Source organism: Streptomyces sp. NPDC004126 (assembly GCF_050275515.1).
Lineage (GTDB): Bacteria > Actinomycetota > Actinomycetes > Streptomycetales > Streptomycetaceae > Streptomyces.
In genome coordinates this window covers 236,636-250,303 of the sequence record NZ_JBNNPF010000001.1, presented here as the reverse complement: position 1 = coordinate 250,303, position 13,668 = coordinate 236,636, and the positions used below count along the sequence as shown (strand labels likewise).

14 protein-coding genes are annotated in these 13,668 nt (G+C 72.3%); 11 read left to right on the top strand and 3 right to left on the bottom strand.

The window, feature by feature from the left end; translation table 11 throughout:
* Positions 1-109: 109 nt before the first annotated feature.
* A complete protein-coding gene (locus tag ACQKM2_RS01130; protein ID WP_427705057.1) occupies positions 110-760 on the bottom strand; it encodes a PadR family transcriptional regulator in 651 nt (216 codons plus the stop codon).
* 49 nt (positions 761-809) lie between these two features.
* On the opposite strand from ACQKM2_RS01130, the gene ACQKM2_RS01125 reads away from it, so the two are divergent.
* The 5 genes from ACQKM2_RS01125 (at position 810) to ACQKM2_RS01105 (ending at position 6,097) form a co-directional block, all read left to right on the top strand.
* On the top strand, positions 810-1,952 hold the full coding sequence (locus tag ACQKM2_RS01125) for an LLM class flavin-dependent oxidoreductase (RefSeq protein ID WP_427705054.1): 1,143 nt from the start codon (positions 810-812) through the stop codon (positions 1,950-1,952).
* A 213-nt stretch (positions 1,953-2,165) separates the two neighbouring features.
* A complete protein-coding gene (locus ACQKM2_RS01120) occupies positions 2,166-3,572 on the top strand; it encodes a DUF6421 family protein (protein WP_427705052.1) in 1,407 nt (468 codons plus the stop codon).
* Positions 3,573-3,598: 26 nt separating this feature from the next.
* Positions 3,599-4,348, top strand: a complete 750-nt coding sequence (locus tag ACQKM2_RS01115) for an SDR family NAD(P)-dependent oxidoreductase (protein WP_427705049.1) — start codon at positions 3,599-3,601, stop codon at positions 4,346-4,348.
* On the top strand, positions 4,345-5,406 hold the full coding sequence (locus ACQKM2_RS01110) for a threonine aldolase family protein (RefSeq protein WP_427705047.1): 1,062 nt from the start codon (positions 4,345-4,347) through the stop codon (positions 5,404-5,406). Before ACQKM2_RS01115 ends, ACQKM2_RS01110 begins: the two co-directional genes overlap by 4 nt.
* A 91-nt stretch (positions 5,407-5,497) precedes the next feature.
* The gene (locus tag ACQKM2_RS01105; protein WP_427705045.1) at positions 5,498-6,097 is read left to right on the top strand and encodes a transglutaminase-like domain-containing protein; all 600 of its coding nucleotides are present in this window, start codon (positions 5,498-5,500) and stop codon (positions 6,095-6,097) included.
* On the opposite strand, the gene ACQKM2_RS01100 is transcribed toward ACQKM2_RS01105, so the two are convergent.
* On the bottom strand, positions 6,033-7,286 hold the full coding sequence (locus ACQKM2_RS01100) for an MFS transporter (RefSeq protein WP_427705042.1): 1,254 nt from the start codon (positions 7,284-7,286) through the stop codon (positions 6,033-6,035). The genes ACQKM2_RS01105 and ACQKM2_RS01100 overlap by 65 nt on opposite strands.
* 82 nt (positions 7,287-7,368) lie before the next feature.
* On the opposite strand from ACQKM2_RS01100, the gene ACQKM2_RS01095 reads away from it, so the two are divergent.
* Positions 7,369-7,977 (top strand): CGNR zinc finger domain-containing protein, encoded by a 609-nt coding sequence (locus ACQKM2_RS01095; RefSeq protein WP_427705039.1) that lies wholly within the window; start codon positions 7,369-7,371, stop codon positions 7,975-7,977.
* Between the two features lie 7 nt (positions 7,978-7,984).
* Here the strand turns inward: ACQKM2_RS01095 and ACQKM2_RS01090 are convergent, their stop codons facing one another.
* Positions 7,985-8,713 (bottom strand): lysophospholipid acyltransferase family protein, encoded by a 729-nt coding sequence (locus ACQKM2_RS01090; protein WP_125814484.1) that lies wholly within the window; start codon positions 8,711-8,713, stop codon positions 7,985-7,987.
* A 190-nt stretch (positions 8,714-8,903) separates the two neighbouring features.
* Here ACQKM2_RS01090 and ACQKM2_RS01085 point away from each other — a divergent pair, with 190 nt between their 5' ends.
* The 5 genes from ACQKM2_RS01085 (at position 8,904) to ACQKM2_RS01065 (ending at position 13,566) form a co-directional block, all read left to right on the top strand.
* Positions 8,904-9,278: a TlpA family protein disulfide reductase gene (locus ACQKM2_RS01085; protein WP_427705037.1), complete on the top strand. Its 375-nt coding sequence runs from the start codon at positions 8,904-8,906 to the stop codon at positions 9,276-9,278.
* A 252-nt stretch (positions 9,279-9,530) separates the two neighbouring features.
* Positions 9,531-10,061: a flavin reductase family protein gene (locus tag ACQKM2_RS01080; protein ID WP_427705035.1), complete on the top strand. Its 531-nt coding sequence runs from the start codon at positions 9,531-9,533 to the stop codon at positions 10,059-10,061.
* Between the two features lie 202 nt (positions 10,062-10,263).
* Complete coding sequence (locus ACQKM2_RS01075; protein WP_427705033.1) at positions 10,264-11,049, top strand: electron transfer flavoprotein subunit beta/FixA family protein; 786 nt, start codon at positions 10,264-10,266, stop codon at positions 11,047-11,049.
* Between the two features lie 60 nt (positions 11,050-11,109).
* Positions 11,110-12,072: an electron transfer flavoprotein subunit alpha/FixB family protein gene (locus ACQKM2_RS01070; RefSeq protein ID WP_427705031.1), complete on the top strand. Its 963-nt coding sequence runs from the start codon at positions 11,110-11,112 to the stop codon at positions 12,070-12,072.
* A 195-nt stretch (positions 12,073-12,267) separates the two neighbouring features.
* On the top strand, positions 12,268-13,566 hold the full coding sequence (locus ACQKM2_RS01065) for a DUF6986 family protein (protein WP_427705028.1): 1,299 nt from the start codon (positions 12,268-12,270) through the stop codon (positions 13,564-13,566).
* Positions 13,567-13,668 lie beyond the last annotated feature (102 nt).

Below are 13,668 nucleotides of genomic sequence, written 5' to 3'. Positions count from 1 at the left end.
GTGCGCCCCGCCCGCGATGGGACCGGTCGTGCAAGTGCCTGCGGAAGCCCTCCGGCCGCTTCCCGCCAGGGGTGTGCGCCGTCCGGCGGGCCAGGGGTGCCGTGTCGCGTCACCCCTGGGTGGGCGCGTCCCCGCCGGCTTGACGGGCGGCCTCCGCGGTCGGTGCGGCGCCGGCTGCGGCGGCCCGTGCCGCGGCCTCGCGCAGGTCGTCGAGCAGGGCCCCGGCCAGGTCCAGCTCGGCCAGGTGCTGCCGCTCGCTCCAGCGCAGCGCGAGCACCGGGAAGGCCCATTCCGGTACGTCCGCCGCGTGCTCCATGGCCTCCCGTACGGCGGCCAGCTCGCCCCGGGTCCGCTCGACGTGGTCCTCGACCATCGCGCGCAGCCGTTCCGGCTCGGCCAGGTGCCCCAGCCAGATCCGCAGCAGCAGCCCGTGCTTGAGCACCGGAGGCCCGGCGTCCGCGGTGTCGGAGGCCCAGCCCGCGAGGGCCTCGCGGCCCGCCTCCGTGATGGCGTAGCGGCGCTTGGCGCGGACCTCTTCGGGCCCCGAGCGCGCGGAGGCCGCGTAGCCCAGTTCCTCCAGGCGGCGCAGTTCGGCGTAGATCTGGCTGATCGCGGGCGACCAGTAGAAGAAGCGCAGGGAGGAGTCCGCCCACTTCTTCAGCTCGTAGCCGGTGCGCTCACCCGGGAACGACAGCAGGCCGAGCACCGCCCACGCGGTCGGCGGGAGCTCTTGCTTCTTCGAGGTCTGACTACTAGTCATATTTCTAATCGAAGCAAGACCGGGTACGGGACGCATCCCTGGAGGCATCGTGAAATTCTCCGTGATCTTCGAGGCTCAGCTGGCCGATCCGACCGTGGAACGGGAACACCAGGTCATCCGGGACTGCGTCGAGCAGGCGGTCCTCGCCGAACGCATGGGATTCGACCGGATCTGGGCCGTCGAGCACCACTCCTTGAAGTGGTACGCACACATGAGTGCCCCGGAGGTCTTCTTGACCTGGGTCGCGGCCCGGACGAACACCATACGCATCGGCCACGGCGTCGTGTGCATGCCCTTCAACTTCAACCACCCGGTGCGCGTGGCCGAACGGGCGGCGATGCTCGACCTGCTCTCCGGCGGGCGGCTCGACCTGGGCGCCGGGCGCGGCGGCACCGAGCAGGAGACCTCGCTGTGCGGGGTGGACCGGGAGCGCACCACCGCAGAGGTGGAGGAGGCGCTGCGGATCATCGGGAAGGCCTGGCAGGAGGAGGAGCTGGAGTACCACGGCGAGCTGCTGGACATCGGCCCGCACCCGATCCTGCCGCGTCCGGCCCAGCGGCCCCACCCGCCGCTGTTCCTGGCGTGCAGCCGGGGCGAGACCCTGGTGCAGGCCGCGGAACTGGGGGTCGGGGCCCTGGTGATGGGTTTCGCCGGGCCGGAGTCCATCGCGGGGATGCGGGCCGTGTACGACGCCGCGCTCGCGGCCCGCGACGGCGGGCGGTTCGTCTCCACGGCCGTCAACGACCACTTCTCGGTGCTCTGCCCGACCATCGTGCTCGACGACCCCGAGGAGGCGCGCCGGATCGGCGTCCGGGGGCAGCGGTTCTTCGCGCAGTCCATCGGGCACTGGTACGGCGGCGCCGGCGTCCCGGACGAGGCGGTGGTGGCCGGCGCCGACGAGGCGGCGGAGCTGCGCCGGGCCGCCGAGCAGGTGGTGGCGCGGCTGCACGAGCTGGACATCCCGGTGCGGCCGACCTCCACGGCCACCTTCAACGCCGACCACGCCTACGGGAGCGCGGACGAGGCCATCGCGTACGTGGAACGGCTGCGGGCGGCGGGCGCCGACGAGGTGATGTGCCTGGTGCAGATGGGGACGGTGCCGCAGGAGGCCTGTCTGGAGACCCTGCGGCAGTGGGGGGAGAAGGTCATCCCGCACTTCCGGGGGGAGCGCGGCGGTGCCGGCCCCGCCTGAGTGGGGGAGTCCCCCCTTTCTTTTCTCCGTGCCGCCGGTGGAGGCCGAACGGGTCAACTACTAGGCGGAGTGGTGGATTCCACCGTGAGTTACGGGAAGACTTCCGGTGGAGTGGGGGGTCCCACAGGATATTTTCCTTAGTTTCCTCTTGAGCAGGGGAGCCTCGCATGCATACGCTGTCTTAACGCGAGGTTCTCCTGTGGAGGAAGTGACATGACGGAAACTCTTGTGCCGGGCTCCGGCGGTGCCGTGATAACCGCTGGCGCGCGGGTGGTCGACCACCCCGCCTGGCCCGTGCTCAAGGCCGCCGTGGAGGAGATCCGCCCCTGGCAGGCCAAGGACGGATCGATCGACTTCGACGCCGAGGGCGCCCCCGCCCGCGCCGACGTCGAGGCCGCCGTGGAGCGGGTCGCCGGCGCGGTCGAGGAGCTGTCCCCGCTGCTGCCGCACGCCACCGCGTACCACGCCGCGCTCGTCGCGGACCTGCGCAAGTGGGTCGCCGAGGGCTTCGGCGTGCCGGACTTCCTGGACTCCCTGCTGGCCTTCCACCCGGCCGCCCAGCGCGCCGACGGCCTGCAGCACCTCGTGGTCTTCCCGATGTACACGCAGAACGGCAACCCGGACCGCAACTTCGAGGCCGTCGTCCTGAAGATGGTGTGGCCCGAGTGGCTCTCCGAGCTGGAGCGCACCCGGTACGACAACCCGCTCTTCCTCGGCATCACCCTCGAGGACTTCACCCCGGGCTACGACACCCACTCCGCGGTGCTCTTCCCGGAGACCATCGCCGTGCGCGAGGCCCCCGAGCGCTTCACCTGGGGCGGCATCTTCTGCGACCGCGAGGCCGCCCGCTACCGCAAGGTGACCGGCGCCGCCGTGGACATCCTGGGCATCGAGCTGCCCGAGGACATCGCCCGCATGGTCGAGGACCAGGAGCGCTGCGAGAAGGCCTTCGTCCTGTGGGACATGGTCCACGACCGCACCCACAGCCACGGCGACCTGCCGTTCGACCCCTTCATGATCAAGCAGCGCCAGCCGTTCTGGATGTACGGACTGGAGGAGCTGCGCTGCGACCTCACCGCCTTCAAGGAGGCCGTGAAGCTGGAGTCCGAGGGCAACGAGCACGGCCGCGACGTGCAGTACGCCGTCCTCTTCGACCGGATGTTCCGCTTCCCGGTCTCCGGCGACCGCAACCGCAACTACGACGGCCTCGGCGGGCAGCTGCTCTTCGCGTACCTCCACAAGCACGACGTCGTGCGCTGGACGGACAACAAGCTGAAGATCGACTGGATGCGCGCCCCGCAGGTCACCAACCAGCTGTGCGCCGAGATCGAGGACCTCTACCGCGCGGGCATCGACCGCCCGAAGCTGGTCCACTGGTTCAAGGCCTACGAGCTGGTCTCCACCTACCTCGCCCCGCACCCGGGCTCCAAGTGGGCCAAGGGCCCCGACGCCCTGGACCTGACGCAGCCGCCGCGCAAGCTGGTGGACGACGTGCTTCCCGACGAGTTTCCCCTCAGCATGTTCTACGAGGCCCTCGCCAAGAAGCTCAAGGGTGTGATCGCCTCCACCAAGGGCATCACCCCGGCGAACGCTGACGACGCCGAGCGGACCGCAGCGTGAGCGACCGCGCACAGGAGGCTGTACGGATGAACGGCAATGGGACGCTCCACGGAGCCGTCGTGGCGGTGGCCGGGGCCGGCGGCCCCGCCGGCCGGGCCGCGCTGATGCGCCTCGCCGAGGCGGGGGCCACGGTCGTGGCCTCGGACGCCGACCCGGCGCGCCTGGCGGAGGCCGTCGACGCCGCCCGCTACGCCCACGGAGGCGCCACCGTCACCGGTGACACCGTCGACCTGCTCGACCTGGAGGCCGCCAAGGCCTGGGCCGAGCGCACCGAGAAGGAGTTCGGCCGGATCGACGGCCTCGTCCACCTGGTCGGCGGCTGGCGCGGCAGCAAGACCTTCACCGACGTGGACCTCGCGGACTGGGACTTCCTGGAGAAGCTCCTCATCCGCACCGTCCAGCACACCTCGCTGGCCTTCCACGACGGGCTGCTGCGCAGCGACCGCGGACGCTACGTGCTGATCAGCCAGTCCGGCGCGCACAAGCCGGTCGCCAACAACGCCGCGTACAACGCCGGCAAGGCGGCCGCCGAGGCCTGGACCCTGGCCATGGCGGACTCCTTCCGCAAGGCTGGGGGTGAGGACGGGCCGCAGGCCGCAGCTGCGATCCTGGTGATCAAGGCACTGGTGCACGACGCGATGCGCGCCGAGCGTCCCAATGCGAAGTTCGCGGGCTTCACCGACGTCAAGGAGCTGGCCGAGGCCATCGCCGGCGTCTGGGAGCGGCCCGCCTCCGAAGTGAACGGACAGCGTCTGTGGCTCACTCCGCAACCGTGAAGACCGATGCCCGCCGCCACCACGACCCGGCGGTGCGCGGTTTCGCGAGCGACAACTACGCGGGGGTGCATCCGGAGATCCTGGAGGCCATCGCGCTCGCCAACGGCGGCCACCAGGTCGCCTACGGCGAGGACGAGTACACCGAACACCTGCAGAAGATCATCCGCAGCCACTTCGGCCCGTACGCGGAGGCCTTCCCCGTCTTCAACGGCACCGGCGCGAACGTCACCGCCCTCCAGGCGATGACCGACCGCTGGGGCGCCGTGATCTGCGCCAAGTCCGCCCACATCAACGTGGACGAGGGCGGCGCCCCGGAGCGGATGGCCGGCCTCAAGCTGCTCGCCGTGCCCACTCCGGACGGCAAGCTCACCCCCGAGCTGATCGACCAGGAGGCCTGGGGCTTCGAGGACGAGCACCGGGCCATGCCCCAGGTCGTCTCGATCACCCAGAACACCGAGCTCGGCACGGTCTACACCCCGGACGAGATCAGGGCGATCTGCGAGCACGCCCACGGCCTCGGCATGAAGGTGCACCTCGACGGTGCCCGGATAGCCAACGCCGCGGCCTCGCTCGACGTGCCGATGCGCACCTTCACCAACGCGGTGGGCGTCGACGTGCTGTCGTACGGCGGCACCAAGAACGGCATGATGTTCGGCGAGGCCGTGGTCGTGGTGAACCCGGACGCCGTCCGGCAGATGAAGCACGTCCGCAAGATGTCGATGCAGCTCGCCTCCAAGATGCGCTTCGTTTCGGTGCAGCTGGAGGCCCTGCTCGCGAAGGACCTGTGGCTGCGCAACGCCCGCCAGGCGAACGCGATGGCGCAGCGGCTCGCGGCCGGTGTGCGCGAGACCGACGGGGTGGAGATCCTCTACCCGGTCCAGGCCAACGCGGTCTTCGCGAAGCTGCCGCACGAGGTGTCGCGCCGGCTCCAGGAGCGGTACCGCTTCTACTTCTGGGACGAGGCCGCCGGCCACGTCCGCTGGATGTGCGGCTACGACACCCAGGAGGAGGACGTGGACGGCTTCCTCCAGGCGCTCAAGGAGGAGCTGGCCCGCTAGCCGCTCCGTTTCCTTCCGCAGAAGTGAATAGATATGCCTCCGACCGTAAATCTATTGATCTACGGTCGGAGGCGTGCCTATGCTCCCGCCCATGCAGCTCATCCAGCAGAACCCTGACATCCATGCCTACCTGGCCTCTGACGAGGCCGTAGACCACTGGCACCCCCTGGTGCAGGAGACCGCCGACGCCCTCTGGTCCGCCACCGGTGACGCATACTCATACGCCAAGGTGGCCTTCGAATTCGTCCGGGACACCATCCCGCACTCGGCCGACTCCGGGGACGGGCGCGTCTCCTGGCGCGCCTCCGACGTACTCGCCACCCGCAACGGCATCTGCTACGCCAAGTCCCACGCCCTCGCCGCCCTGCTGCGCGCCCAGGGCATCCCCGCGGCCCTCTGCTACCAGCGCCTGACGGAGGACGACGGCACGGCCCCCGTCGTCCACGGCCTCGTCGCCGTCCGGCTGCCCGGCGCCGAAGCCTGGTCCCGGATCGACCCGCGCGGCAACAAGCCCGGCGTCGACGCGCAGTTCAGCCTCGACCGGGAGCAGCTCGCCTTCCCGGTCCGCCCCGAGCTCGGCGAGATCGACTACCCCGAACTCCACGCCGCCCCGCACCCCGCCGCGCTCAAGGCGCTCCAGGGGTCCGCGGACCGGCCGGAGCTGTGGCGGAACCTGCCGACGGCTCTTTGACCCCCTCGGCCGGTACCGGCCCCCGCTCCGCCACCAGCGCGTGCAGCACGGCAGCCGCGAGCTGCAGTACGGCGATCCCGAGCAGCAGCGTCCACGGCGGCGCGGCGGCGGCCAGCCCCACGAGGGCGGCGCCGGTCGAAGCCGCCGTGATCTTCAGCCCCGCCCCCAGCGTGAACACCTGCGGCCGCACCGCCGCCGGGGCGTTCTCCGAGCGGATCCGCAGCGTGGCCGTCAGCAGCGGCCCGTCGCAGTAGCCGGCCACCGCGAACGCCGCCGCCGTCAGCGGCACCGACGGCGTGAACGCGGCCGCCGCGAGGGCCACCCCGGTCCCCGCCATGCCCCAGCGGGCCAGCCGGCCCGGCGCCACGCCCGTCATCCGGCCCAGCGGCAGGGACCCGGCCAGCGCACCCGCCGCGAAGGCCGTCATCAGCACCCCGCCCGCGCCCGGACGGCCGAGCCCGGTCGCCAGCAGCACCGAGGTGGTGGTCAGCGACCCGATGCCGACGAAGGCCAGGGTGGTCGCCGAGGTGATGGCCCGCAGCTCCCGGACCCGCCACAGGGCGGCCAGCCCCGCCCCGAGACCGGCGCGGGGCCCGTCCGGCGAAGAGGAGCCCGCGCCCGGGTCCGCGTACGGGTCCGCGTACGGCAGGGACGCCGCCAGCAGCGCCGCCAGCGCCGCCGAAGCCGCCAGTACCGCCATCGCGGGCCCGGCCGAAAGCACCGCTCCGACCACGCTGACCGCCGCCGGGGCCGTCACCGCCGCCGCGTTGTAGGTGGAGGCGTCCCAGCCGTACGCCCGGTCCCGCGCGGGGCCCTCCGGCAGCAGCCCCGCGACCAGGCTGGAGAGCCCGCCGGTCACCACCGGCCCGCAGGTCCCGCCCAGCACCGCCACCGCCAGCACCGCCGGCACCGGGGCCCGCCCCAGCAGCGCCGACAGCGCCGCCACCGCCACCGTGAACCCCGCCAGCGCGCCCGCGTAGAACAGCCGCGGCCGCCGGGCCCGGGCCGCGGCGGTCCCCGCCAGCGGCGCGGCCAGTACGTGCGGAGCCAGCCAGGCGGTCAGCACGAACGCCCCGTGGGCCGCGCTGCCGGTGCGCTCGACGGCCAGCAGCACCACCGCCATGCCCATGCCCTCGGACGCGAAGCGCGCGGCCAGCGCCGCCGCCAGGTACCGCCCGAACCCGCCCATCTGCGAACCCCCTCCGCGTTCGGTAACGTGTTAAGCGAAAAAGACGTTACGTCAGATGGGTGCAGGACGAAAGGATCCGTGCATGGCGGACCGGCAGAACCCGGGCGGTGGCTTCGCGGCGGCCCGCAGGCTGATCGAGCTCGCCGAGGCGGTCCGCGCGGACCCGGCGCTGCCGAGGGCCGCCCTGGCGGAGCTGCTCGCCCGGCACGGGGAGCGCCCGGAGGATCTCGCCCCGGAGGTCTTCACGGAAGCGGAGGCGGACGAACTGCGCGCCGCGGTCCGGCGCATGGCCGAGGTCCTCGCCGAGACGGACGAGGACCGCGCGGCCGGAGCCCTCAACGCCCTGCTGGAGGAGTACGCCACCCGGCCCCGGCTGACCCGGCACGACGGCCACCCCTGGCACCTGCACGTCGACCGGGGCGACGGCTCGGACTGGGGGGAGTGGTTCCTCGCCTCCGGCGCCCTCGTCCTCGCCCGGCTGCTCACCGAGTACGGGCGCCTCGCCTGGGGCGCCTGCGCCGCGGCCGGCTGCGGCCGGCTCTTCCTCGCCACCGGCCCCGGCAGTGCCCGCCGCTACTGCACCCCCGCGTGCGCCACGCGGGCCAGGGTCGCCGCCCACCGGCGCCGCAGGCGCGACGGCGCGGCGCCGGATCCGGCGGGCGGGGCGGCCGGCGGGGCGCCCGGGCCGTAGGGCGGGGTCAGTTGGCCTCGCGCTCCTTGACCTGCGCGGCCGTCGGTGCGGTGCCGCCGAGGTGGGCCGGGAGCCACCACGAGTCCGCGGAGCCCTGCGGCTTGGCCGGGTAGGCGCTCTGCGCCGCCTCCAGCAGCTCCTGCACGCGCTCGCGCAGGCGGCGGGTGATGGCGCCCGCGAACTGGTCCTTCGGCGCCTCGATCGGCTCGCCGACGCGCATCGTCACCGGGATGTGGCTGCGCTTGAGGTCCTTGGGGCGGCCCTTGGTCCACAGCCGCTGCGTGCCCCACAGGGCCACCGGGATCAGCGGGACACCGGCCTCCTGGGCCATGCGCGCCGCACCCGACTTGAAGCTCTTGAGGGTGAAGGACTGGGAGATCGTCGCCTCCGGGAACACCCCGATGATCTCGCCGGAGCGCAGCGAGTCCAGCGCGTGCTGGTACGCGGTCTCGCCCTGCTGGCGGTCCACCGGGATGTGCTTCATCGCGCGCATCAGCGGGCCCGAGACCTTGTGCCGGAACACCGACTCCTTGGCCATGAACCGGACCAGGCGCTTCTGCGGGCGCGCGGTCAGGCCGGCGAAGATGAAGTCGAGGTAGCCGATGTGGTTCGACACCAGGACCGCCCCGCCCTTGCGCGGGATGTTCTCGGTGCCCTTCATGTCGATCCGGATGTCCAGCGCACGGAAGAGGGTGTGCGCGGCACCGATCACCGGGGGGTATACGAGCTCAGCCATGATGGGGAGACCCCGCTTTCTGCCTGGGGAGGTGCTCCCGGCCGGAAGTTACGGCAGCGTAGGTACGCGGCCATTGGGGATCGTGCCCCAAACGCGGCCCGCTGGCCAGCCCAGACGCCCGCGCCGGGCGAGATTCTCGTCACGCGGGGAATGCCGGGCGCCGGACGGGTGCTCGGACCAGGGTACGTACATGCGAACAGGGCGGACGGGAGCGGGTGTGCGCGGGCACGGAGAAGGAACGCCGGCGGCGGGCGGGCAGGGGCCCCTCGGCGCCGCCGAGCTGGGCCGGGAGCCGGGGGAGCGGGCCAGCCTGGTCCAGTTCTCCACCGCTTTCTGCCAGCCCTGCCGGGCCACCCGCAGGGTCCTCGCCGAAGTCGCCGAAATGGTGGACGGCGTCGAGCACATCGAAATCGACGCCGAGCGCAACCTCGAACTCGTGCGCGCCCTCGGCATCGTGAAGACCCCCACGGTCCTCGTCCTGGACGCCGCCGGACGGGTCGTCCGGCGCGCGGCCGGGATGCCCCGCAAGGCCGACGTGATCGCCGCACTGGGGGCCGCGGTGTGACGGACGCGCCGGTACGCGCGCCCGCACGCAGCGTGACGCGCCTGACATCTGCCCGCTGCGGCTTGACTGTGCGCGCGTGAGATCGCCAGGCTGGCCGCATGCGGTATGAACTCCTGCTTTACGGGCGGCTCCACGTGGACCTCGTCCGCCATGCGAGCGCGCGCTGTCGGGACCGCTGACGGCCCCGTCCAGGCCCCAGGTCCCCGGTCCCCCCAGCACGCCCGCGACCCCGCGGCAGAAGGAAGCATCCCCATGACGGCCCCCACGGCCCCGCCCGTGTCCCTCGGCTCCGCCGACGACCCCCTGCCCGGCTCCCCCGAACTGCTCCGCTCCGTCTTCCGGCGGCACGCCGCGGGCGTCGCGGTGATCACCGCCGAGACCGGGGGCCGGCCCGCCGGCTTCACCGCGACCTCGCTCAACTCCGTCTCGGCCGACCCGCCGCTGCTCTCGTTCACCATCGGCACCGGCGCCTCCAGCTGGCCGGCGGTGCGCGACAGCGAGTACCTCGGCGTCCACATACTCGGCGAGCACCAGCGGGAGCTGGCCGGCCTCTTCGCGCGCAGCGGCGCCGACCGCTTCGGGGCGCAGACCCAGTGGTCCCCCGGCCCGCACGGCGTGCCGCTGCTCGGCGGGGTGCTGGCGTGGATGGTGTGCCGGGTGGTGGCGCGGGTGCCCGCGGGGGCGCACCGGGTGGTCATCGCCGAGGCGGTCGCGGGGGACCCGGCCGGGGAGGGCCGCCCCCTGCTGTACCACCAGGGGCGCTTCAACGCGTTGCGGGACTGAATCGTCCCTGCTGGGGCGGGTTCGGGCGGCGTTGGACAGATCACAGTTCAGCGGCCTTGCAACCGGGGAAGACCCACTGTGTACTGACGAGTAACATTCCCTTCGGAGCGCGGGCCGCCCCGACCGGGACCCGCCCTACAAGGCGCCTATGCTGCCTGCACAAGGCGGTTTCAGAAAAAGACGATGCGGTAGGAGAGCCGGCGTGAGCCTGAGGATCGTTGTCTGTGTGAAGTACGTGCCCGACGCCACCGGTGACCGGCACTTCGCCGATGACCTGACCGTCGACCGCGACGACGTCGACGGTCTGCTGTCGGAGCTCGACGAGTACGCCGTCGAGCAGGCGCTGCAGATCGCCGACGAGGCGGACGAGGCCGAGATCACCGTCCTGACGGTGGGCCCCGAGGACGCCAAGGACGCGCTGCGCAAGGCGCTGTCGATGGGCGCCGACAAGGCCGTCCACGTCGAGGACGACGACCTGCACGGCACCGACGTCATCGGTACCTCGCTGGTCCTCGCGAAGGCGATCGAGAAGGCCGGCTACGACCTGGTCATCACGGGCATGGCGTCGACCGACGGCACCATGGGTGTCCTCCCGGCGATCCTGGCCGAGCGCCTGGGCGTCCCGCAGGTCACCCTGCTCTCCGAGGTCAAGGTCGAGGACGGCACCGTCACGGGCCGCCGCGACGGCGACTCCGCGAGCGAGCAGCTGGAGGCCTCCCTCCCGGCCGTCGTCTCGGTGACGGACCAGTCGGGCGAGGCCCGCTACCCGTCCTTCAAGGGCATCATGGCCGCCAAGAAGAAGCCGGTGGAGTCCTGGGACCTGTCGGACCTGGACCTGGAGGCCGAAGAGGTCGGCCTCGAGGGCGCCTACACCGCGGTCGACTCCGCGGCCCAGCGTCCGGCCCGCACCGCCGGCACGATCGTCAAGGACGAGGGCGAGGGCGGCAAGCAGCTGGCCGAGTTCCTGGCCGGCCAGAAGTTCATCTAAGAGCTTCGGCCACCCCTCTCAAGCCCCCAGACACTTCGCAACAGCAGGAGAGCAGTCACCATGGCTGAAGTTCTCGTCTACGTCGACCACGTGGACGGTGCCGTCCGCAAGCCCACCCTCGAGCTGCTGACGCTGGCCCGCCGCGTCGGCGAGCCCGTCGCCGTCGCCCTGGGCGCCGGTGCCGAGGCCACCGCCGCCGTGCTCGCCGAGCACGGTGCCGTCAAGGTCCTCACCGCCGACGCCCCCGAGTTCGCCGAGTACCTCGTCGTACCGAAGGTGGACGCGCTGCAGGCCGCGTACGACGCCGTGTCCCCGGCGGCCGTGCTCGTCCCGTCCTCCGCCGAGGGCAAGGAGATCGCCGCGCGCCTCGCCGTGCGCATCGGCTCCGGCATCATCACCGACGCCGTCGACCTGGAGGCCGGTGACGAGGGTCCGGTCGCGACCCAGGCCGCCTTCGCCGCGTCGTTCACCACCAAGTCCCGCGTGTCCAAGGGCACCCCGGTCATCACCGTGAAGCCGAACTCGGCCCCGGTCGAGGCCGCCCCGGCCGCCGGTGCCGTCGAGGCGCTCGCCGTCACCTTCGGCGCCCTGGCCACCGGCACCAAGGTCGTCGCCCGCACCCCGCGCGAGTCGACCGGCCGTCCGGAGCTGACCGAGGCCGCGATCGTGGTCTCCGGCGGCCGCGGCGTCAACGGCGCCGAGAACTTCGCGATCATCGAGGACCTCGCGGACTCCCTCGGTGCCGCCGTCGGCGCCTCCCGCGCCGCCGTCGACGCCGGCTGGTACCCGCACTCCAACCAGGTCGGCCAGACCGGCAAGTCGGTCTCCCCGCAGCTGTACATCGCCTCCGGCATCTCCGGCGCGATCCAGCACCGGGCCGGCATGCAGACCTCGAAGACCATCGTGGCCATCAACAAGGACGCCGAGGCCCCGATCTTCGACCTGGTCGACTACGGCGTGGTCGGCGACCTCTTCGAGGTCGTCCCGCAGCTGACGGGCGAGATCAAGGCGCGCAAGGGCTGACACCGGGGCTGACCCGGCGCCTGGTCCCTGACCTGCGCATCTCTTGGCCTACGGGGCCGTGTGGTGATTGTCACCGCACGGCCCCGAGTCGTTTGTCCCAGGCGGTGGAGGGACCATTGACTGAGCGGAACCCCGTGACTAAATTCTGCTATGCGGATCTAAGCTTCCGTGAAGCGGAAAAGAGGAGAGTGCACGATGGGTCAGCAGGAGAAGGTGGCGACGAGCCTCGCAGGCGCGGTCAGCGAGGGCATCAGCGCCTCCCTGGCGCCGGTGGACGCGGAACTCGCGCGTCACTACCCGGGCGACCCCGGCACCCGCCAGCCCATCCACACCGTCTACGTCCCCGGTGACGTCTTCGCCGCCGACACCGTCCGCTCCTGGGGCGACCAGGCCCTCGCGGCCATGGACGAGCACGCCCCGGACGCCGCCACCTTCGCCAAGGTGCTCGGCATCTCCGACGAGCTGGCCGTACCGGTCTACGACCGCGTCCGCGCCAAGCTCGCCACCGAGCCCATCGAGGACCTCCGCGTCGACTTCGAGGACGGCTTCGGCGTCCGCTCCGACGAGGAGGAGGACCAGGCCGCGGCCCGCGCCGCCCGCCTGATCTCCGAGGCGTACTCCAACGGCACCAACGCCCCGTACATGGGCATCCGCATGAAGTGCATGGAGTCCAACGTCCGCGACCGCGGCATCCGCACCACCGACGTCTTCCTCTCGGGACTGCTCGCCCACGGCGGCCTCCCGGACAACCTGGTCCTGACCCTGCCCAAGGTCACCTACGCGGAGCAGGTCACCGCCTTCGTGCAGCTGCTGGAGGCCTTCGAATCGGCCCGCGGCCTGCGCACCGGCCGGATCGGCTTCGAGATCCAGATCGAGACCAGCCAGTCCATCCTGGCCTCCGACGGCACCGCCACCGTGGCCCGGATGATCGAGGCCGCCAAGGGCCGCGCCACCGGCCTGCACTACGGCACCTTCGACTACAGCGCCTGCGTCGGCGTCTCCGCCGCCTACCAGGCCAGCGACCACCCCGCCGCCGACCACGCGAAGGCGATCATGCAGGTCGCCGCGGCCGGCACCGGCGTACGCGTCTCCGACGGCTCGACGAACGTGCTGCCCATCGGCACCACCGAGAAGGTCCACGAGGCCTGGAAGCTGCACTACGGCCTCACCCGCCGGGCCCTGGCCCGCGCCTACTACCAGGGCTGGGACATGCACCCGGCGCACCTGCCGACCCGCTACGCGGCCGTCTTCACCTTCTACCGCGAGGGCCTGGAGGCCGCAGCCGCCCGCCTGAAGGCGTACGTCGCCAAGATCGAGGGCGACGTCATGGACGAGCCCGCCACCGCGAAGGCCCTGGCCGGCTACCTGGTCCGCGGCCTCGACTGCGGCGCCGTCGGCGCCGAGGAGGTCACCGCCCTCACCGGCCTGACCCGCGCCGAACTGGACGCCTTCGCCATCCCGCGCCGCTCGGCCACCCTGACGGCGACCGCCTGATCCCCGCGCCCCCGACGGCCCGGCCCGGCGCGGTAGTCGCTGATCCGGTGCAGCGGCTTCGTACGGGCCACGAGGGCGGCCACGGCGAAGGCGCCGAGGTTC

Coding starts and splice junctions, on each gene's coding strand:
- ACQKM2_RS01130 (WP_427705057.1), bottom strand. CDS start 760: ATGACTAGTAGTCAGACCTCGAAGAAGCAAGAGCTCCCGCCGACCGCG.
- ACQKM2_RS01120 (WP_427705052.1), top strand. CDS start 2,166: ATGACGGAAACTCTTGTGCCGGGCTCCGGCGGTGCCGTGATAACCGCT.
- ACQKM2_RS01115 (WP_427705049.1), top strand. CDS start 3,599: ATGAACGGCAATGGGACGCTCCACGGAGCCGTCGTGGCGGTGGCCGGG.
- ACQKM2_RS01105 (WP_427705045.1), top strand. CDS start 5,498: ATGCAGCTCATCCAGCAGAACCCTGACATCCATGCCTACCTGGCCTCT.
- ACQKM2_RS01100 (WP_427705042.1), bottom strand. CDS start 7,286: ATGGGCGGGTTCGGGCGGTACCTGGCGGCGGCGCTGGCCGCGCGCTTC.
- ACQKM2_RS01095 (WP_427705039.1), top strand. CDS start 7,369: ATGGCGGACCGGCAGAACCCGGGCGGTGGCTTCGCGGCGGCCCGCAGG.
- ACQKM2_RS01090 (WP_125814484.1), bottom strand. CDS start 8,713: ATGGCTGAGCTCGTATACCCCCCGGTGATCGGTGCCGCGCACACCCTC.
- ACQKM2_RS01085 (WP_427705037.1), top strand. CDS start 8,904: ATGCGAACAGGGCGGACGGGAGCGGGTGTGCGCGGGCACGGAGAAGGA.
- ACQKM2_RS01080 (WP_427705035.1), top strand. CDS start 9,531: ATGACGGCCCCCACGGCCCCGCCCGTGTCCCTCGGCTCCGCCGACGAC.
- ACQKM2_RS01070 (WP_427705031.1), top strand. CDS start 11,110: ATGGCTGAAGTTCTCGTCTACGTCGACCACGTGGACGGTGCCGTCCGC.
- ACQKM2_RS01065 (WP_427705028.1), top strand. CDS start 12,268: ATGGGTCAGCAGGAGAAGGTGGCGACGAGCCTCGCAGGCGCGGTCAGC.